This is a genomic window from Nocardia coffeae (assembly GCF_019890715.1).
Lineage (GTDB): Bacteria > Actinomycetota > Actinomycetes > Mycobacteriales > Mycobacteriaceae > Nocardia > Nocardia jiangxiensis.
This window is the reverse complement of the sequence record NZ_JAINZY010000012.1, coordinates 113,181-131,105: the sequence shown is the minus strand read 5'-3', so window position 1 is coordinate 131,105 and position 17,925 is coordinate 113,181. Positions and strand designations below refer to the sequence as shown.

Here is a 17,925-nt window from a genome sequence, read left to right as displayed (position 1 = left end):
GATGACCGCACAACCGGACAGTCAGGCGCTGCTCGCCGTCGCGAGCGAGATATTGGATTCGGCCGCACCACGTTTCGTCCAGGGGCTCGGCGCGCCCAGCGCGGTCGAGAAGGGGCGCGGCGATTTCGCCACCGCACTGGATCTGGAACTCGAGCGAACCCTGTCCGACGTGTTGCTCGAACGCACCGGAATCGGTGTGCACGGCGAGGAATTCGGCGGCCCGTCCCTCGAATCGGGCACCGCGTGGGTACTCGATCCGATCGACGGCACGTTCAACTACTCTGCGGGACACCCGCTCTCGGGCATCCTGTTGTCGCTGGTGCACGACGGTACGCCGGTGCTGGGCCTGACCTGGCTGCCGCTGCTGGGGCGCCGCTATGCCGCCGCGGTCGACGGTCCGCTCCTGCTGGACGGGAAACCGCTGCCGCCCTTGGCCTCCGGGACTCTCGCCGACGCCATGATCGGTTTCGGCGCGTTCAATGTGGATTCGCGCGGGCGCATTCCGGGCCGGTTCCGCTTCGACCTGCTGGGCGCGCTGAGCCGGTTGTCCGGCCGGGTGCGCATGCACGGTTCCACTGGAATCGACCTGGCCTTCACCGCATCCGGGGTACTGGGTGGCGCGGTCGTGTTCGGACATCATCCGTGGGACAACGCCGCCGGGGTCGCGCTGGTGCGTGCCGCTGGGGGAGTGGTGACCGATCTGCGCGGCGAACCGTGGACCATCACCTCGGGATCGGTGCTCGCGGCCGCGCCCGGCGTCCACGAGGAATTGCTGGAGATGATCAATACCGCGGTCGACGAGGCCGCAGGGGAGACGAACCGATGACACTGGCCGTGCGCGTGATCCCGTGCCTGGACGTCGACGCCGGACGCGTCGTGAAGGGCGTGAACTTCGAGAACCTGCGTGACGCGGGCGATCCGGTGGAACTGGCCGCCGCCTACGACGCCCAGGGCGCGGACGAACTGACCTTCCTGGACGTCACCGCCTCCACCGGCGATCGCGGCACCATGATCGACGTGGTGACCCGCACCGCCGAGCAGATCTTCATCCCGCTGACCGTCGGCGGCGGTGTGCGCACCGTGGCCGATGTGGATCGGCTGCTGCGCGCCGGTGCGGACAAGGTGTCGGTGAACACCGCCGCCATCGCGAATCCGGAGATCCTGCGGCAGATGTCCGAGCGGTTCGGCTCGCAGTGCATCGTGCTGTCCGTGGATGCCCGGACGGTGCCCGAAGACACCGAGCCCACGCCCTCGGGCTGGGAGGTCACCACGCACGGCGGCAAGCGGGGAACCGGAATCGACGCGGTCGAATGGGCCGTGCGCGGCGCCGAACTGGGCGTCGGGGAGATCCTGCTGAATTCGATGGATGCCGACGGCACCAAGGCGGGTTTCGATCTGCGGATGCTGCGTGCGGTGCGGGCGGCGGTCTCGGTGCCGGTCATCGCCAGCGGCGGTGCGGGCAAGGTCGAGGATTTCGCCCCGGCGGTGCGAGCGGGCGCCGACGCGGTGTTGGCCGCGAGCGTGTTCCATTTCGGTGACCTGACCATCACGCAGGTCAAGGACGCCATGCGCGGCGAGGGAATCACGGTCCGCTAGCGTGGACGGCGTGAGTCTGGATCCCGCCATCGCCGCCCGCCTCAAACGCAACGAGGCCGGATTGGTCGCCGCCGTCGCGCAGGAGCGCGGCAGCGGTGACGTGCTGATGATGGCGTGGATGGACGACGAGGCCCTGGCCCGCACCCTGGCGACGCGCAAAGCCACTTACTATTCGCGCTCCCGGCAGCAGTACTGGGTCAAGGGCGAGACCTCCGGGCACACTCAGTACGTGCACGAGGTGCGTCTGGACTGCGATGGTGACACTCTGCTGCTGATCGTCGACCAGGAGGGCGCGGCCTGTCACACCGGCACGCACACCTGCTGGGATTCGGACGTGCTGCTGACCGATCAGGGCTGAGCTGATCCGGGTTCGGCGTCCTCGGTGACGGTGGATCGGCCGTCGGTGCGCCCCAGCCCCCGGGTGAGCCCCTCCTCGAGTTGCGCGACCATCGCCTCGCCGAGTTCGGCGAGCTGTTCGGTCTGCTGCTCGTCGAGGCCGTCCAGGACCAGTCCGCGCACGGCCTCGAGATAGCCGGGGGTGGCCTGCTGCACCTTCAGATAGCCGGTTTCGGTCAGTACCGCGTCCGCGCCGCGACGGCCGGTGGACATCTCGCGCTTGGCCCAGCCGAGCCGCTCCAATTTGGTCACCACATGGGACAGGCGAGATAGCGAAGCGTTTGCTCTGGAGGCCAGTTCGCTGAGCTGAAGTCGGCGTTCGGGTTCGGCGGCCAGTAGCTCGAGGACGAAGTACTCGAAGTGGGTGACGCCGGATTCACGCTGCATCTGCGTATCCATGGCGGCGGGCAGCCGGGTCGTGAGCGCGACCAGGATTCGCCACGCTCGCTGTTCGGTGGGGTTCAGCCACTTCGTCACTTCGAGCCTTTCTTACAGCCAAGTGACGTGATCTGGTTTGCGATACTGGTTGGTCTTGAATGGTCAATCCACGGTCACCTGCAGACACGTAGTTTGCCATGATTTCGCTCGATGGTCACGGGTGTTGTGAATGACGTGACATCTCTCACCCGTTGCGTTCCACGTCAGCGGGCTGAGCGGGAGGTGGCGGCGTGCTGGAATCCTTACGGTGCCGCCCGGCGTGGCGCGTGCGCCACCGCCCGCGCATCCGCAGGAACAGTGCGAGCAGAAAGAGCACGGCGGCGACGATGGCCCCGATCAACGATGCGCCGCGAAAGCCCGGCGCCTGCACGTCCAGTACGCGCTCCCCGGCATGTGCGGCGCTGCTGCCGCCCCAGACGATGGTCAGCGTCATCAGATTCGGCAGGGCCAGGACCAGTGCCAGCACGGCCGCGCATCCGGCCAGGAATCGCCCGCCCTTGCGCCGCCAGACCGTGACGACGCCCATCAGCAGGAACAGCGGGATGACCGTGCAGAAGAAGCCCAATCCCAGGCCCGACCAGATGCCCTTGGCGAAACTGCCGTGCCCGGACATGGTCGCGATGCGCTGCGCCCACCAGCGCGGGATGAAGGAGGCCAGAATGAAATAGGCGACGACCAGCGCCACGATCACGGCGACAATACCGATGATCCGATTTCGCCACGTATTGGTGCTGGATGATTGCTCCGCACTTTGCGAGGTCATGTGACCAGCGTAGGCGGAATTTGCCGAAGTACCGGGCGCGGCACACGCCCGGTACCGAAAAGCCGGTCAGACCCCGAGCAGCGTGGCCACTTCCGGATTCTTGATCTGCATGACGTCCAGGATGCCGTGCGCCTTCAGGAACGGCCTGAGTTCCTTGATGCGATCGGCGTGCTCGGCGTACTCGTCCGGGAATTTGCGGCGGTCCAGGCTCTCCAGAGCCTTCACATAGGTGACGAAGGAGGCCAGGGCGTCGGACCGGGGCCCGGTCGTCTGCGGGCCGCGCGGCATCATCCGAGGTGCCTGGCCGGGCGTACCGCCCAGCGGCTGCGCCGGGTATCGGGGTACCTCCGGTGCGATCGGTTGCGAGGGGTACATCGGTGTATGAACTCCGCTCTTGCTCGGGTGTCCCGCCGCGCCGCGCTGATCGAACTCGCGCCCGCGGAGGGCTTGAACTGATAGCTGGTCTAGCTGCTGGTGAAACGATGGCCCGCCCGGAAGAACTCGCCCAGCGGGCTTGGTGGGGTGGGGGCTCGGCGCATCCGCCGCCGATGACCTCGTCCGGCCGCGAACGGCGATGGTAAGGGTAACGCCCGGAACGCCCTCGCATGGTGCGAACCGGGCATGCTGGTGTGGGCCGCGGGAATCTCGGTTGCCCGTTCCTGAAATGATGGGCGGTATGCACGGCGCAACCGATCGTCCGGGGACCTCGACCACCACCACCCGCGAACACTTCCGTGCGCTCGCGGCCGAGCACCGTGTGGTACCGGTGACTCGAAAGGTGCTGGCGGACTCGGAAACTCCACTCTCGGCCTATCGCAAGCTGGCCGGCGACCGGGCGGGCACGTTCCTGCTCGAGTCGGCGGAGAACGGGCGATCGTGGTCGCGATGGTCGTTCATCGGCGCGGGCAGCCGGGCCGCGCTGACGGTCGTGGACGGCGAGGCCGCGTGGTACGGCGCGACCCCCGCCGACGCCCCGTCCGGCGGTGATCCGCTGCACGCGCTGCGGGACACGCTCGAGCTGCTGCGCACCGAGCGGTTCCCGGATCTGCCGCCGCTGACCGGCGGACTGGTCGGCTATCTCGGCTACGACATCGTGCGCCGGATCGAACGGCTGCCCTCGCTGGCCCAGGACGATCTGCACGTCCCGGAGATGGTGATGCTGCTGGCCACGGATCTGGCCGCCTTCGACCACCACGAGGGCGCGATCACGCTCATCGCCAACGCCGTCAATTGGAACGGCACCGACGAGCGCGTCGACGAGGCGTACGACGACGCGGTCGCCCGGCTGGACCGGATGACCGTTGCCCTGGCCGCACCGGCCGAGTCCACGGTTTCGGTGTTCGACCGGCCCGAACCGGAGTACCGGCGGCAGCGCAGCAGCGAGGAACACCACGCGGGTGTGCGGCGGCTGGTCAAGGAGATCGAGGCCGGCGAGGCGTTCCAGGTGGTGCTCTCGCAGCGATTCGAGATGGACTACGACGGCAGCCCGCTGGATCTGTACCGGATGCTGCGGGCGTCGAATCCGAGTCCGTACATGTATCTGATGCACGTTCCGGACGCGTCCGGCGACACCGCGTTCTCCATCGTGGGTTCGAGCCCGGAATCGCTGGTGACCGTCAAGGACGGCATCGCGACCACCCATCCGATCGCGGGCACCCGGTGGCGCGGGGCCACCCCCGAGGAGGATGTGCTGCTCGAGAAGGATCTGCTGGTCGACGAGAAGGAGAATGCCGAGCACCTCATGCTCGTCGACCTGGGCCGCAACGATCTGGGCCGGGTCTGCCGCCCCGGCACGGTGCGTGTGACCGACTATCGCCACGTCGAGCGGTACAGCCACGTCATGCATCTGGTCTCGACCGTCTCCGCGCAACTGGCCGAGGGCCGGATCGCCCTGGACGCGGTGCAGGCGTGCTTCCCGGCGGGCACGTTGTCCGGTGCGCCCAAGGTGCGGGCGATGGAGTTGATCGAGGAGTTGGAGCCGACGCGTCGCGGGGTGTACGCCGGAGTGGTGGGATATCTCGACTTCGCCGGTGACGCCGACACCGCCATCGCCATCCGCACCGCGGTGCTCAAGGACGGCATCGCCTATGTACAGGCCGGTGGTGGCATCGTCGCGGACTCCGAACCCGAATATGAGGACACCGAGTCGCGCAACAAGGCGATGGCGGTGCTCAACGCCGTCGCGGCCGCCCGCACGGTTCGCGCCTTCACCCCGGACCAGGATTCGGCGGGCTGAGATGAGTTCTCCGGAATCCCAACCGGCCCAGCCGGATTCGACCCCCCAGGACCACGCCGCACCGGCCGATGACCAGGTTCCGAGCGTCGGCGCCGAGCGCGCGCTTGCGCCCGAGGACGTCCCCGGGCAGCCCGAAGCGCCTGCCCGTCGGAAGAATCCGATCGGGCCGGTGGTGCTGCTGGTGCTGGCCGCCGCCGCGCTGTGGGGCGCGTCGCGGATGACGTGGGTGACGATCTCGTCCTCCGACGGGCTCACCGAACCGGCGACGCATCGGCTCGACGGCGGTGTGTGGTTCGGCGCGCTGACCCCGGTGGCGCTGGTGCTGCTGGCCGGTGTGGCGGCCGTCTTCGCGACGCGAGGGTGGCTGCGGCGGCTGGTCGGGGTGGTGGTCGCCCTGCTCGCCGCGGTGGCCGCGGTCCCCGGATTCGCGTTGCTGACCCATCACGGCAAGACCGCCGAACGGGCCGCAACGCTGGCTCAGCTACCTGCTCGCGCGCACGTGGACCACGTCACCACCGCGGCGTTTCCGGCAGTGCTGAGTCTGGTCGGCGCGCTGCTGGCCTTCGCCGCGGGCGTCCTGCTCGCGCGGATGCCCGAGGCCACGGCCAGACTGTCGGGCAAATACGATAATCCGGTGTTCCGGCGGGCGGCCGCTGCCGAGCAGGTCGCGCGGCAGCGCGGCAACGTCGCGGAACCGTCGTCGGCGAACTCTGGGCAAGCATCGGCCGGGACTACGGAATCCGGTGCGCCGCAAGCGGGTTCCGCCTCGAAGGAGCCGTTGTCCGAGCGTGTCCTGTGGGATGCGCTGGACGCCGGGGCCGACCCCACCGACGACGGGGCCGAACGTGACCGGTGAGTCATATCCGCCCAGGTGCGACGCGGAACACCCCGCCGTCGGCGTCGCGAACATAGCCATTTACTCTTTATCAAGTTCGGTGAGAGACAACGGCCTGGGGGGATTCTCAGGCATCAACTCCGTCTCCCCAGAAAGGATTCGAGCCAGATGACGGTACTCGACTCGATTCTCGACGGGGTCCGCGCGGATGTGGCCGCACGGGAAGCCCACCTGGATTTCCAGGCCGTCAAGAAGGCCGCCGCGGCGGCCCCGTCCCCACGCAACGCGCTCGCCGCGCTGCACCAGGACGGTGTCGGAGTGATCGCCGAGGTGAAGCGGTCCAGCCCCTCCAAGGGTGATCTGGCCGACATCCCGGACCCCGCCAGTCTGGCGAAGTCGTACGAGGACGGCGGCGCGCGGATCATCAGCGTGCTCACCGAGCGGCGCCGGTTCAACGGCTCGCTGGACGACCTCGACGCGGTGCGCGCGGTCGTCGACCTGCCCATCCTGCGCAAGGATTTCGTCGTCGGTCCCTACCAGATCCACGAGGCGCGCGCACACGGTGCGGACGTGATCCTGCTGATCGTCGCGGCCCTGGAGCAGGACGTGCTGTCCTCGCTCATCGATCGCACCGAATCGCTGGGTATGACCGCGCTGGTCGAGGTGCACACCGAAGTGGAGGCCGATCGGGCCCTGGAGGCGGGAGCCTCGGTCATCGGTGTGAACGCGCGGAACCTCAAGACGCTCGAGGTGGATCGCGACGTGTTCGCGCGGATCGCGCCCGGCCTGCCCACCGAGGTCATCCGCGTCGCGGAGTCCGGTATCAGCGGTACCGCGGACCTGCTGGCCTACGCCGGTGCGGGCGCGGATGCCGTGCTGGTCGGCGAGAGCCTGGTGACCAGCGGTGATCCGCGTGCGGCGGTGTCCGAGCTGGCGACCGCCGGAACCCACCCGTCCTGCCCGCGCCCGCTGCGCCGGGGTGCGGCCCGATGACCCGGACGCAGGAGCCGGTGCTGCCGCAGGCCAGCGAGGGTGTGACCCAGCGCAGCCACGAACCCGATGCGGGCGGCCATTTCGGCGTCTACGGCGGGCGGCATGTGCCCGAGGCGTTGATGGCGGTGATCGAGGAGGTCACCGCCCAGTACGACAAGTGCCGCGTCGACCCGGACTTCCTCGGGGAACTGGACCGGTTGCAGCGCGACTACGCCGGACGTCCCTCGCCGCTGTTCGAATGCCGGCGTCTGGCCGAGTACGCCGGCGGAGCGCGCATCTTCCTCAAGCGCGAGGATCTGAACCACACCGGCTCGCACAAGATCAACAACGTGCTGGGCCAGGCCCTGCTCGCCCAGCGGATGGGCAAGACCCGGGTCATCGCCGAGACCGGCGCGGGTCAGCACGGTGTCGCCACCGCGACCGCGTGCGCTCTGCTGGGCCTGGACTGCGTGGTCTACATGGGTGCGGTGGACACCGCCCGCCAGGCGCTCAACGTCGCCCGGATGCGGCTGCTGGGCACGAAGGTCGTCTCGGTGACCACCGGTTCGCAGACCCTCAAGGGCGCGATCAACGAGGCGTTGCGCGACTGGGTCACCAATGCGGACGACACCTATTACGCCTTCGGCACCGCCGCGGGCCCGCACCCGTTCCCCCTGCTGGTGCGCGATTTCCAGCGCGTGGTCGGGCTCGAGGCGCGGGCGCAGATCCAGGCGCAGGCCGGGCGGCTGCCCGATGCGGTCGCGGCGTGCGTGGGCGGTGGATCCAATGCGATCGGCATCTTCCATCCCTTCATCGACGACCCGGGCGTGCGCCTGATCGGTTACGAGGCCGCGGGTGACGGTGTCGAAACCGGAAGGCACGCAGCCACGTTCACCGGTGGTACACCGGGCGCGTTCCAGGGCGCGTACTCGTATCTGCTGCAGGACGAGGACGGGCAGACGATCGAGTCGCACTCGATCTCCGCGGGTCTGGACTATCCGGGCGTCGGCCCGGAGCACGCCTACCTCAAGGACATCGGCCGTGCGGAATACCGGCCGATCACCGATACCGAGGCGATGGACGCGCTGCTGCTGCTGTCCCGCCGCGAGGGCATCATCCCGGCGGTCGAGTCCGCGCACGCCGTGGCGGGCGCGCTGACCCTGGGACGTGAGCTGGGCGAGGGATCGGTCATCCTGGTGAACCTGTCCGGCCGCGGCGACAAGGACATGGACACCGCCGCGAAGTGGTTCGGCCTGTTCGATGAGGACGTGTGATGACCATGATTGCGGGTTGCGGCGACAAGGACATGGCAGTGGCTTTGAGGAGCGCCGCCGCGAAGTGGTTCGGCCTGTTCGATGAGGACGTGTGATGACCATGATTGCGGGTTGCGGCGACAAGGACATGGCAGTGGCTTTGAGGAGCGCCGCCGCGAAGTGGTTCGGCCTGTTCGACGAGGACGCGCGATGACCATGCAGGAGGAGCAGAAGTGAGCCGGTTGGCCGAGATGTTCGCGGCGTGCCGCGAGGAGGACCGGGCCGCGCTGATCGGTTATCTGCCCGCCGGTTACCCGGATCTGGCAGGTTCCATCGCCGCCTGCACCGCAATGGTCGAATCCGGTTGCGACGTCATCGAAGTCGGTGTCGCGTACTCCGATCCGGTGATGGACGGACCCACCATCCAAGCCGCCGCCGACCAGGCGTTGCGCGGCGGAGTACGGGTGCGGGACGTGTTCGCCGTGGTCGAGGCGATCACCCGGGCCGGTGGCAAGGCCGTGGTGATGACGTACTGGAATCCGGTGCTGCAATACGGCGTCGACCGGTTCTCGCGTGATCTGGCCGCCGTGGGCGGCCTGGGCATCATCACCCCGAATCTGATTCCGGAGGAGGCCGACGACTGGTTCGCTGCCTCCCGGGCGCACGGCCTGGACCGGATCTTCCTGGTCGCGCCGTCCTCTACCGAGGAGCGCCTGGTCAAGACCATCGAGGCCAGCAGCGGATTCGTCTACGCCGCCTCGACGATGGGCGTGACCGGTGCGCGCGCCGCGGTGTCCTCGATGGCGCCGGAGTTGTGCGCGCGGATCCGGTCGCACTCCGATATCGCGATCGGCGTCGGCCTGGGTGTGCGCAGCGGTGCGCAGGCCGCGGAGATCGCCGCCTACGCCGACGGTGTGATCGTCGGCTCGGCCCTGGTCACCGCCGCTGGTCAGGGGCTGGCCGAGGTCCGGGCGTTGACCACGGAACTGGCCGAGGGCGTGCGTTCGGCGGCCGTCGCCTCCTAGTTCGCCGATGTCCGGCCGACCGCGCCGAATGCGGCGCGAGTGGTTTCCGTTACGGTGGGGCGCGTGACCTACCGAGTCCTGGCCGAGAGTGTTGTCGACAGTGCCATGCACGGCTCCGTGCTGGCCTATATTCCGAGTCCGCCGCGTGGGGTCTGGAATCTGGGCCCGTTACCGCTGCGGGCGTACGCGTTGTGCATCATCATCGGCATCATCGCCGCGATCTGGTGGGGTGAGCGGCGCTGGCAGCAGCGCGGCGGCCGCGCGGGCGCGGTGCTGGACGTGGCGATGTTCGCGGTGCCGTTCGGTCTGGTCGGCGGGCGGCTGTACCACGTGTGCACCGACTGGTACCGGTACTTCGACACCGGCAAGGATCCCTGGGACGCGCTGAAGGTCTGGGACGGCGGCCTGGGCATCTGGGGCGCGGTGCTGCTGGGCGGCGTCGGCGCCTGGATCGGTTGCCGGGTCTACCGAATTCCGTTGCCCGCCTTCGGCGATGCGATCGCGCCCGGCATTCTGCTGGCGCAGGCGATCGGCCGGTTGGGCAACTACTTCAACCAGGAACTGTACGGCCACGACACCACCAAGCCGTGGGGCCTGGAGATCTACCTGCGCTTCGACCACAACGGCCAGCTGGACATGATGAACGGTGTGTCCACCGGCGTCGTCCAGCGCATCGTGCAGCCGACCTTCCTGTACGAGCTGGTGTGGAACCTGATCGGGGTGGTGCTGCTGATCTGGGCGGACCGGCGCTGGCGGATCGGTCACGGGCGGCTGTTCGCGCTGTACGTCGCGGTCTACACCTTCGGCAGGTTCTGGGTCGAGTTGCTGCGCGACGACGACGCCACGCACATCTTTGGCATCCGGATCAACTCGTTCACCTCGACGATCGTATTCGTCTGCGCCATCGCCTATTTCCTGCTCGCAACCAAGGGCCGAGAGGCCGCCGAGGCATTGCAGCCCGGCGGGAAACGCCCGTGGCCCTGGCAGTTCGGCGCTCTGCGCACGCACGGCGCGGAGTCGGCGCAGGGTTCCGACGAGAACCCCGGGAAATCGGATGCGTCGAGCGAGAAACCGGAGCACGCTGAGCCCGAGGACTCGTCGGAGGAATCCGGGACGGACGAGCAAACCTCCGGTAGCGAAAACGACGCCGCCGACGATGACGAGTCGACGGTGTCCGCCGCGGCGGAGTCGACGGGGACACCGTCGAAATCCGCCGAGTAGGACCGGCAGCGATATCCGATCCGCCACGATGCGGCGGGACGGGGTGAGGTGGGGTGGCGTGGTGCGCCCCGCGGACGAGGAGGACAGGATGATCGAGCACAGCGGGGTGCGGCAGTGACCGACCCCTATCAGCAGCCTGGCTATGGGCCGCAGTACGGCGCACCGGGTACGGGCCCGGGTATGGGCGGGCAGCCGTACGGCCAACCGCAGTACGGTCCGCAGGACGCGTACGGTCAGCCGCAGGACGCCTACGGCCAGTCCAACCCGTACAACCAGCAGGTGTACGCGCAGCAGCCGGGCGGGTACCCGCAAGCCGGCTATCCGGCCGGTCCGTACGGCCAGCCCGGGATGGATCCCCAGGCGCCGTTCGGCCGCGACATGTACGGCATGCCCTACTCGGACAAGTCGAAGTTGGTGGCGGGCCTGCTGCAACTGTTCCTCGGCGGCTTCGGAGCCGGCCGGTTCTACCTGGGCTACAACGGGATTGCCGTCGCACAGCTGCTGGTCACCATCTTCACCTGCGGTCTGGGTGGCATCTGGCCACTCATCGACGCGATCATGATCTTCATCGGCAACGTCCCCGACCCGTACGGCCGCCCGCTACAGGAAAGCTGACGGCGCCGGCGAGCGGCGATACCTCGCGGGAATTCGGCTCATCGCGAGCGAAATCCTCCGGACGACGTGCGCGCATACCGTAGTCTGTGCCGGTTCTCCTCTCCTCGGGCCCGAGGAGAGGAGACCTGTCTGCTGGAGAGGTAATCCATTGCGCCGCAAGCTGTTCGCCGCCGTGCTCGCGCTCGCTGCCATCGTCGGGACATCCGCCGGGTGCAGCAGCAGCGATCCGAACGTACTGAAGGTCGGGACCGAGGGCACCTACGCGCCGTTCAGCTATCAGGGCAGCGATGGCAAGCTCACCGGATACGACATCGAGGTCGCGCAGGCCGTGGCCGGCAAGCTGGGTAAGAAGGTCGAATTCACCCAGACCCCTTGGGATTCGATCTTCGCCGGGCTGACGTCCAAGCGATTCGACCTGGTCGCCAACCAGGTGACGGTGAATCCGGATCGGCAGCAGAAGTACGCCCTGTCCAAGCCGTACACCACTTCGGAAGGCGTCATCGTCACCCGCGCCGACGATCACTCGGTGCACGGGCTGCCCGATCTGCGCGGTAAGACCTGCGCCCAGTCCTCGACGAGCAACTGGAGTCAGGTGGCCGCCGCGGCGGGCTGCAAGGTCGAGGCCGTGGAGGGTTTCGTGCAGGCGATCCAGCTGTTGAAACAGGGCCGCGTGGACGCCACGGTCAACGACACTCTCGCGGTGGGTGAGTACACGAAGAAGACCGGCGACACCGCCGTGCAGGTCGCGGCCAAGACCAGCGACACCAGTAAGCAGGCCTTCGCCGCCCGCAAGGATTCCGGGGCGCTGATCGGCCGGATCGACGACGCGCTGAACCAGTTGCGCGCGGACGGCACGCTGGCCCGGATCTCCGTGAAATACTTCGGCTCCGACGTCAGCAGATAGGTCGGTTGCCGATCCATGGACTCCCCGACCTGGGAGCTGATCCGTCACAATCTCGAGCCGATGCTCGTCGCGACGGTCACCAAGACGTTGCCGCTGACGGCGATCAGCTTCGGTATCGGCCTGGTCCTCGCGTTGTTCGTGGCGCTGGCCCGGATGTCGTCGGTGCGCCCGGTCGCCGCGGTGGCACGGTTCTATATTTCGATCATCCGCGGCACGCCCTTGCTGGTGCAGCTGTTCATCGTCTTCTACGCGCTGCCCGAGTTGAACATCGTCATCGATCCGTTTCCGGCGGCGGTGATCGCGTTCAGTCTGAACGTGGGTGGCTATGCCGCAGAGGTGATTCGGGCGGCCATCCTGTCGGTGGCACGCGGGCAGTGGGAGGCCGCGGAGGCGCTCGGGTTGTCCTATCCGCAGACGCTGCGGTTGATCGTGCTGCCGCAGGCCGCGCGAATCGCGGTGCCGCCGTTGTCCAATACCCTCATCTCGTTGGTGAAGGACACCTCGCTGGCATCCACGATTCTGGTAACCGAACTGTTGCGGGTGGCGCAATTGGCGGCTGCTCCGACCTTCGATTTCTTCGCGCTCTACGGTGTGGCCGCCGTCTATTACTGGGTGATCTGTCTGGTGCTCGGATTTGCGCAAACTCGTGTCGAGACCCGGCTGGCCAGACATCTCGTGGGGTGAGCCGCACAATAGGCTCGCCCTATTGATAGCGAAGGGTATGCCCACTCGGCGAAGCGCATCGAGCAGGACTAGGCTCGAGCCGTGATGCGACGGACAAAGATTGTATGCACCCTCGGGCCGGCCACAGCCTCCGAGGACCGGATCCGCGAACTTGTCGAAAGCGGCATGGACGTGGCCCGGCTTAATTTCAGTCACGGCGAACACGCCGATCACGCTGAGAACTACGAGAAGGTGCGGAAGGCCGCGGATCACCTGGGTCGCGCCGTCGGCATCCTCGCCGATCTACAAGGCCCCAAGATCCGGCTCGGCCGGTTCACTGACGGCCGGACGATGTGGGCCACCGGTGAGGAGGTGCGCATCACCGTCGAGGACGTGGAGGGCACCCACGACCGGGTCTCCACCACCTACAAGGAACTGGCCGCCGACGCCAAGGCGGGCGACCGGCTGCTGGTCGACGACGGCAAGGTCGGGCTGACCGTACTGCGCGTCGAGGGCGACGACGTCGTGTGCCGGGTGACCGAGGGCGGCCCGGTGTCGAACAACAAGGGCGTGTCGCTGCCCGGTATGGATGTTTCGGTGCCGGCCTTGTCGGACAAGGACATTGCCGATCTGGAGTTCGCGCTGAAGCTGGGCGTGGACTTCATCGCGCTGTCGTTCGTGCGCTCCCCGGCGGATGTGGAACTGGTGCACGACGTGATGGATCGCGTCGGCCGCCGGGTGCCGGTGATCGGCAAACTGGAGAAGCCCGAGGCGATCGACAACCTCGAGGCGATCGTGCTGGCCTTCGACGCGATCATGGTCGCCCGCGGCGATCTGGGCGTGGAGTTGCCGCTCGAGCAGGTGCCGCTGGTGCAGAAGCGCGCGATCCAGATGGCAAGGGAGAACGCCAAACCGGTGATCGTGGCGACCCAGATGCTGGAGTCGATGATCACCAACTCCCGCCCGACCCGCGCCGAGGCCTCCGATGTCGCCAACGCGGTGCTGGACGGTGCGGACGCGGTGATGCTCTCGGGCGAGACCTCGGTCGGCGAATACCCGATCGAGACGGTCCGCACGATGGCACGCATCGTGCACGCCGTGGAATCCGAAACCTCCACGCGGGTACCGCCGTTGACGCACGTGCCGCGCACCAAGCGCGGTGTCATCTCCTACGGCGCCCGCGACATCGGCGAGCGGCTCAACGCGAAGGCGCTGGTCGCGTTCACCCAGTCCGGTGACACCGTGCGCCGCCTGGCCCGGCTGCACACCCCGCTGCCGCTGCTGGCGTTCACCCCGCTGCCGGAGGTGCGCAGCCAGCTCTCGCTGAGCTGGGGCGTGGAGACGTTCATCGTGCCGACCGTGCGCACGACCGATGAGATGATCGGTCAGGTCGACAAGGAACTGCTGTCGCTGAATCGGTACGCCAAGGGCGATCTGGTGGTCATCGTGGCCGGCTCCCCGCCGGGAACCATCGGTTCCACCAACCTGATTCACGTGCATCGGATAGGCGAGGAGGACCACTGAGTTGAGCGCGTCACTGGGCGAGTCGGTGTCTACGGGAACAGGCGATCTGGAGGTGCTGCTCGGTCTGCTCGACCTGGAGCAGACCGGTGAGGACACGTTCCTCGGGCAGCACCCGGAGAAGGTGTGGAGCCGGACCTTCGGCGGGCAGCTGGTCGCGCAGGCGATCATCGCCGCCGGCCGTACCGTCGGCCCCGGGCGTCCGGTGCACGCGGTCAACGCGCATTTCGTGCGCGGCGGCGATGTGAAGAAGGCGATCGAGTACCGGGTGGAACGTCACCGGGACGGCCGCGCCTTCGCCAATCGCACCGTCACCGCCTATCAGGACGATCAGGAGCTGTTCGTCATGCTGGCGGCCTTCCAGGACTACGGCAAGGGCCTCGAGCACGCCACTCCGCAGCCGCAGGTGCCCGATCCGGACGGTCTGCCCCGGGTCGAGGAGTCCTTCGAGGGACTCGAGGACCGGCTGCAGATGTTCGTCCAGGCTCCGCATCCGATCGATATGCGGTATACCAACGACCCGGCGTGGATCCTCAAGGGCACCGGTGAAACCCTCAACCACAACCGCGTGTGGATGAAGGCCGACGGCACCCTGCCCGAGGATCCGCTGATTCACGTTGCGGCGCTGGGTTATTCGTCGGACACCACGGTGCTGGATTCGATCATCACCACGCACGGCTTGTCCTGGGGCTTCGACCGGATCGTCGCGGCGACGGTGAACCACTCGATCTGGTTCCACCGCCCGTTCCGCTTCGACGAGTGGGCCCTGTACGCGACCCAGTCGCCCGTCGCCGCCGGGCAGCGCGGCCTGGCGATGGGGCATTTCTATTCTCGCGCAGGCGAATTGCTGGCGACAGTTGTCCAAGAGGGCGTCATCCGGCACTTCCCGGCCAGGCGCTGAGCCCTCCGGGGAGTACTAGATCAGTTCGCGGTTCTCTTCGAGGTCGAAGCTCTCCCGGTGGAGGGTGTGGATCTCGTAGGGGACCGCGTCCTGTGCGGAGATGCACAGCATCAGGCGGCGCTCCAACTGGGCCAGGTTGGTCTCGGTGAGCAGCTTCGCGTCACCGACCAGGCTCAGGGCGATCTCGTAGGTGCGTCTGTCGCCGGGGTCCTCGTCCGGATTATCCAGTCGCCATTGGGTTTCCAGTACCGCGTGGGTCGGCTGATCGGCATCGACCGGCAGAGTGAATCGCCACGCGAACAGATCGCGATCGGCCACGTGTTCGTCGACCACCTTGCGGACGGTGGCCACGACACGATCGAGGGTTTCGGGTGTCACGTAAACATGGAGTGAAACATCCGAAATGCGTTTCGGCATGTCGAGTCCTGTTCTTGTGTCGAACCTTTGGCGGAGCCATTCGCCCGGCAGTGTAGTCGCTCCCACAGGAAATGGGGAGGACACCTCCGTCGCCTGGAGCGTCGGCGCGAATTCCTCAGGCCTGTCGGCCGATTCGAGTGGTGTCGGTCACCGGCGGTACGTCCCGCCGTCCACCGGGCAGGACCACCAGATGCGGGCGGCCGCGGTCGTCGGTGGCGTGCCCGGCCGGCATGCACAGCCACAGCAGCAGCGGCGCGAGATTTTCGGCGATCCGGTCGCCGACCTCGCAGTATTTCTCCGGGGACAGGCCCACCGGATCGGCGATGTTCTCCCGGCCCACCAGTGCCAGATCGTTACGGGCGCGGTCCATCTCGGCGACGGTGCGAGCGCCGCTGACCTTGGCGATGCGGTACGCCTGCAGCAGTGTGAAGGTGCGCGGCCGGGCGCCGGGGACGTGCGCGACGATATCGTCGCGAATCTGTTCGGTCATGGCCAGGACCAGATCGGCGCGGTCGACCATCTCCGGTTTGAGGCGGCGGGCGCGGAAGCCGCTCGCATTCGCGCCGAGTCCGGTGATCGTCTGTGCCGCAAGCGGTTCCACACCGAATCCGACCAATGCCCGGGTTCCGGCGCTCTCCGCGGTCAGTTCGTCGTACAGTCCGTGTTCGTCCGCCAGCGCGCGGGTGAGGCGTTCGGCGATCACCGAGCGGCACACATTGCCGGTGCAGACGAACAGGACATGCATGGCAGGTACGGTATGCGTCCACGGGCGCGACGAGAAGACGGCAATAGCGGAAAACAGCCATTGTCGCCAGATGTTCATTTCCGTGTAGCGAGTCGCGCGTGAGCCGTTTGCCTGCGAGTCGCTGAACGGCCCGGAAATCGGTAAATCAATTCCGTCCGGAATCTTCGGTATGATGTGTCGTTTCTTCGACCGCCGGGTCGGCTTTCGGGGTCGCGCTCTCGACGCGTCCGCGGGGGAGAACAGTCGTCCGCGCATCGTCGCCGTCGGTGCGACCCGGTCGGAGTGGTCATATCGTCGTACATGGTGTCGATCCCGCCGCGCGGGAAGTACGACTCGTATGCCCGGATGGATGACGACCGGATCCGGATATTCGGACAGATCCGCGCGAGAGAATGGGGGAGCCGACCGAGAAGGGGGAGGCTTATCTGGTGCCGAGTGTGGGACTCGAACCCACACGTCCTTTCGGACAACGGTTTTTGAGACCGTCGCGTCTGCCTGTTCCGCCAACTCGGCGCACCGGGTGCAAATCATAGCCGGTGACCCTCCCGGGAACCGAATCGGTGTGATACTGCCCCGGTTCATGCTGGGTAGGTGGGTTCTCGACGGTGTCGAACGGTACGCTTCAGGGAACTCGGATGCGTGCGGTCCGTCGAGGGCGGCGTCGGACCGCATCGGAGCATCGGGTGTCGGCATCGGAATACGAGGGGTCTGTCTATGGGAACGTCAACAGGGGGCGCGAAGAAGGATGGGGCGACCGCCGCCAAGCGTGTGGTCGTGGCCGAGGACGAGGCGCTCATCCGGATGGACCTGGTGGAGATGCTCACCGAGGAGGGCTATCAGGTCGTCGGCGAGGCGGGCGATGGTCAGCAGGCGGTCGATCTGGCCGGGGAGCTGCGACCGGATCTGGTGATCATGGATGTGAAGATGCCGCGGCGCGACGGCATCGACGCCGCGGCGGAGATCGCGACCAATCGTGTTGCACCCGTTGTGATCCTGACCGCATTCAGTCAGCGCGACCTGGTCGAGCGGGCCCGGGACGCGGGTGCGATGGCCTACCTGGTGAAACCGTTCACCAAATCCGATCTGGTACCGGCGATCGAGCTGGCGGCCAGCCGTTTCCACGAGATCACCGCACTCGAGAGCGAGGTCGCGAGCCTGTCCGAGCGGCTCGAGACGCGCAAACTCGTCGAGCGTGCCAAGGGTGTGCTGATGCAGACGCAGGGTCTGTCGGAGCCGCAGGCATTCAAGTGGATACAGCGGACCGCGATGGACCGCCGCACGACGATGAAGGCGGTTGCCGAGGTGGTTTTGGAGAACCTCGCCCCCAAGTCGTAGTAGCGATGCATTTGCCACCATTAACACAGTGGTAACGCGATCGTGACGAATATTCGGGATCGAAGTAGGACCGATGGCCCGAATGTGAT

General features: G+C 67.3%; 20 protein-coding genes and 1 tRNA gene. 15 read left to right on the top strand and 6 right to left on the bottom strand.

Annotation, left to right across the window (positions count from 1 at the left end; genetic code table 11):
* Position 1: 1 nt before the first annotated feature.
* Genes K7711_RS34430 through hisI form a run of 3 tightly spaced genes read left to right on the top strand, consistent with a single transcriptional unit; the run spans position 2 to position 1,954 of the window.
* Positions 2 to 826 (top strand): inositol monophosphatase family protein, encoded by an 825-nt coding sequence (locus tag K7711_RS34430; protein WP_040821514.1) that lies wholly within the window; start codon positions 2 to 4, stop codon positions 824 to 826.
* Positions 823 to 1,596, top strand: a complete 774-nt coding sequence (gene hisF, locus K7711_RS34425; RefSeq protein ID WP_222974789.1) for an imidazole glycerol phosphate synthase subunit HisF — start codon at positions 823 to 825, stop codon at positions 1,594 to 1,596. The genes K7711_RS34430 and hisF overlap by 4 nt, the downstream gene beginning before the upstream one ends.
* Positions 1,597 to 1,606: 10 nt before the next feature.
* Positions 1,607 to 1,954, top strand: a complete 348-nt coding sequence (gene hisI, locus K7711_RS34420; RefSeq protein ID WP_040821516.1) for a phosphoribosyl-AMP cyclohydrolase — start codon at positions 1,607 to 1,609, stop codon at positions 1,952 to 1,954.
* Here hisI and K7711_RS34415 read toward each other — a convergent pair.
* The 3 genes from K7711_RS34415 to K7711_RS34405 form a co-directional block, all read right to left on the bottom strand.
* Complete coding sequence (locus K7711_RS34415; RefSeq protein WP_051192964.1) at positions 1,945 to 2,469, bottom strand: MarR family winged helix-turn-helix transcriptional regulator; 525 nt, start codon at positions 2,467 to 2,469, stop codon at positions 1,945 to 1,947. The genes hisI and K7711_RS34415 overlap by 10 nt on opposite strands.
* Before the next feature lie 145 nt (positions 2,470 to 2,614).
* Positions 2,615 to 3,193, bottom strand: coding sequence for a permease (locus K7711_RS34410; RefSeq protein WP_222974787.1), 579 nt, complete (start codon positions 3,191 to 3,193; stop codon positions 2,615 to 2,617).
* A 66-nt stretch (positions 3,194 to 3,259) separates the two neighbouring features.
* Positions 3,260 to 3,568: a hypothetical protein gene (locus K7711_RS34405; RefSeq protein ID WP_222974785.1), complete on the bottom strand. Its 309-nt coding sequence runs from the start codon at positions 3,566 to 3,568 to the stop codon at positions 3,260 to 3,262.
* Positions 3,569 to 3,857: 289 nt separating this feature from the next.
* On the opposite strand from K7711_RS34405, the gene K7711_RS34400 reads away from it, so the two are divergent.
* From K7711_RS34400 to K7711_RS34355, 11 genes are all read left to right on the top strand, one after another.
* Complete coding sequence (locus tag K7711_RS34400) at positions 3,858 to 5,429, top strand: anthranilate synthase component I (RefSeq protein ID WP_372460216.1); 1,572 nt, start codon at positions 3,858 to 3,860, stop codon at positions 5,427 to 5,429.
* A 1-nt stretch (position 5,430) separates the two neighbouring features.
* Positions 5,431 to 6,285, top strand: coding sequence for a Trp biosynthesis-associated membrane protein (locus K7711_RS34395; RefSeq protein WP_222974784.1), 855 nt, complete (start codon positions 5,431 to 5,433; stop codon positions 6,283 to 6,285).
* 147 nt (positions 6,286 to 6,432) lie between these two features.
* Positions 6,433 to 7,257, top strand: a complete 825-nt coding sequence (trpC, locus tag K7711_RS34390; RefSeq protein WP_040821282.1) for an indole-3-glycerol phosphate synthase TrpC — start codon at positions 6,433 to 6,435, stop codon at positions 7,255 to 7,257.
* Positions 7,254 to 8,510: a tryptophan synthase subunit beta gene (gene trpB / locus K7711_RS34385; protein ID WP_222974782.1), complete on the top strand. Its 1,257-nt coding sequence runs from the start codon at positions 7,254 to 7,256 to the stop codon at positions 8,508 to 8,510. The genes trpC and trpB overlap by 4 nt, the downstream gene beginning before the upstream one ends.
* A gap of 230 nt (positions 8,511 to 8,740) precedes the next feature.
* On the top strand, positions 8,741 to 9,514 hold the full coding sequence (gene trpA / locus K7711_RS34380) for a tryptophan synthase subunit alpha (RefSeq protein WP_222975064.1): 774 nt from the start codon (positions 8,741 to 8,743) through the stop codon (positions 9,512 to 9,514).
* A gap of 105 nt (positions 9,515 to 9,619) precedes the next feature.
* Positions 9,620 to 10,735: a prolipoprotein diacylglyceryl transferase gene (lgt, locus tag K7711_RS34375; RefSeq protein WP_222975062.1), complete on the top strand. Its 1,116-nt coding sequence runs from the start codon at positions 9,620 to 9,622 to the stop codon at positions 10,733 to 10,735.
* A 114-nt stretch (positions 10,736 to 10,849) separates the two neighbouring features.
* The gene (locus K7711_RS34370) at positions 10,850 to 11,350 is read left to right on the top strand and encodes a TM2 domain-containing protein (RefSeq protein WP_308015079.1); all 501 of its coding nucleotides are present in this window, start codon (positions 10,850 to 10,852) and stop codon (positions 11,348 to 11,350) included.
* Positions 11,351 to 11,498: 148 nt separating this feature from the next.
* A complete protein-coding gene (locus tag K7711_RS48005) occupies positions 11,499 to 12,254 on the top strand; it encodes a transporter substrate-binding domain-containing protein (RefSeq protein ID WP_235748219.1) in 756 nt (251 codons plus the stop codon).
* 15 nt (positions 12,255 to 12,269) lie between these two features.
* Complete coding sequence (locus K7711_RS48000; protein WP_235748218.1) at positions 12,270 to 12,938, top strand: amino acid ABC transporter permease; 669 nt, start codon at positions 12,270 to 12,272, stop codon at positions 12,936 to 12,938.
* Positions 12,939 to 13,019: 81 nt separating this feature from the next.
* Positions 13,020 to 14,441 (top strand): pyruvate kinase, encoded by a 1,422-nt coding sequence (gene pyk, locus K7711_RS34360; RefSeq protein WP_083895567.1) that lies wholly within the window; start codon positions 13,020 to 13,022, stop codon positions 14,439 to 14,441.
* A 1-nt stretch (position 14,442) separates the two neighbouring features.
* Positions 14,443 to 15,339 carry an acyl-CoA thioesterase gene (locus K7711_RS34355; RefSeq protein WP_235748217.1) on the top strand — a complete coding sequence of 299 codons (897 nt, stop codon included), beginning with the start codon at positions 14,443 to 14,445 and terminating at the stop codon, positions 15,337 to 15,339.
* Between the two features lie 15 nt (positions 15,340 to 15,354).
* Here the strand turns inward: K7711_RS34355 and K7711_RS34350 are convergent, their stop codons facing one another.
* The 3 genes from K7711_RS34350 to K7711_RS34340 all read right to left on the bottom strand — a co-directional run bounded on the left by K7711_RS34350 (position 15,355) and on the right by K7711_RS34340 (position 17,014).
* Positions 15,355 to 15,717 carry a hypothetical protein gene (locus tag K7711_RS34350; RefSeq protein WP_308015078.1) on the bottom strand — a complete coding sequence of 121 codons (363 nt, stop codon included), beginning with the start codon at positions 15,715 to 15,717 and terminating at the stop codon, positions 15,355 to 15,357.
* Between the two features lie 154 nt (positions 15,718 to 15,871).
* Positions 15,872 to 16,501: an arsenate reductase/protein-tyrosine-phosphatase family protein gene (locus K7711_RS34345; protein WP_222974778.1), complete on the bottom strand. Its 630-nt coding sequence runs from the start codon at positions 16,499 to 16,501 to the stop codon at positions 15,872 to 15,874.
* Positions 16,502 to 16,927: 426 nt separating this feature from the next.
* Positions 16,928 to 17,014 (bottom strand) — tRNA-Leu (locus K7711_RS34340).
* Between the two features lie 201 nt (positions 17,015 to 17,215).
* On the opposite strand from K7711_RS34340, the gene K7711_RS34335 reads away from it, so the two are divergent.
* Positions 17,216 to 17,836, top strand: coding sequence for an ANTAR domain-containing response regulator (locus tag K7711_RS34335; RefSeq protein ID WP_040821299.1), 621 nt, complete (start codon positions 17,216 to 17,218; stop codon positions 17,834 to 17,836).
* Positions 17,837 to 17,925: the final 89 nt, after the last annotated feature.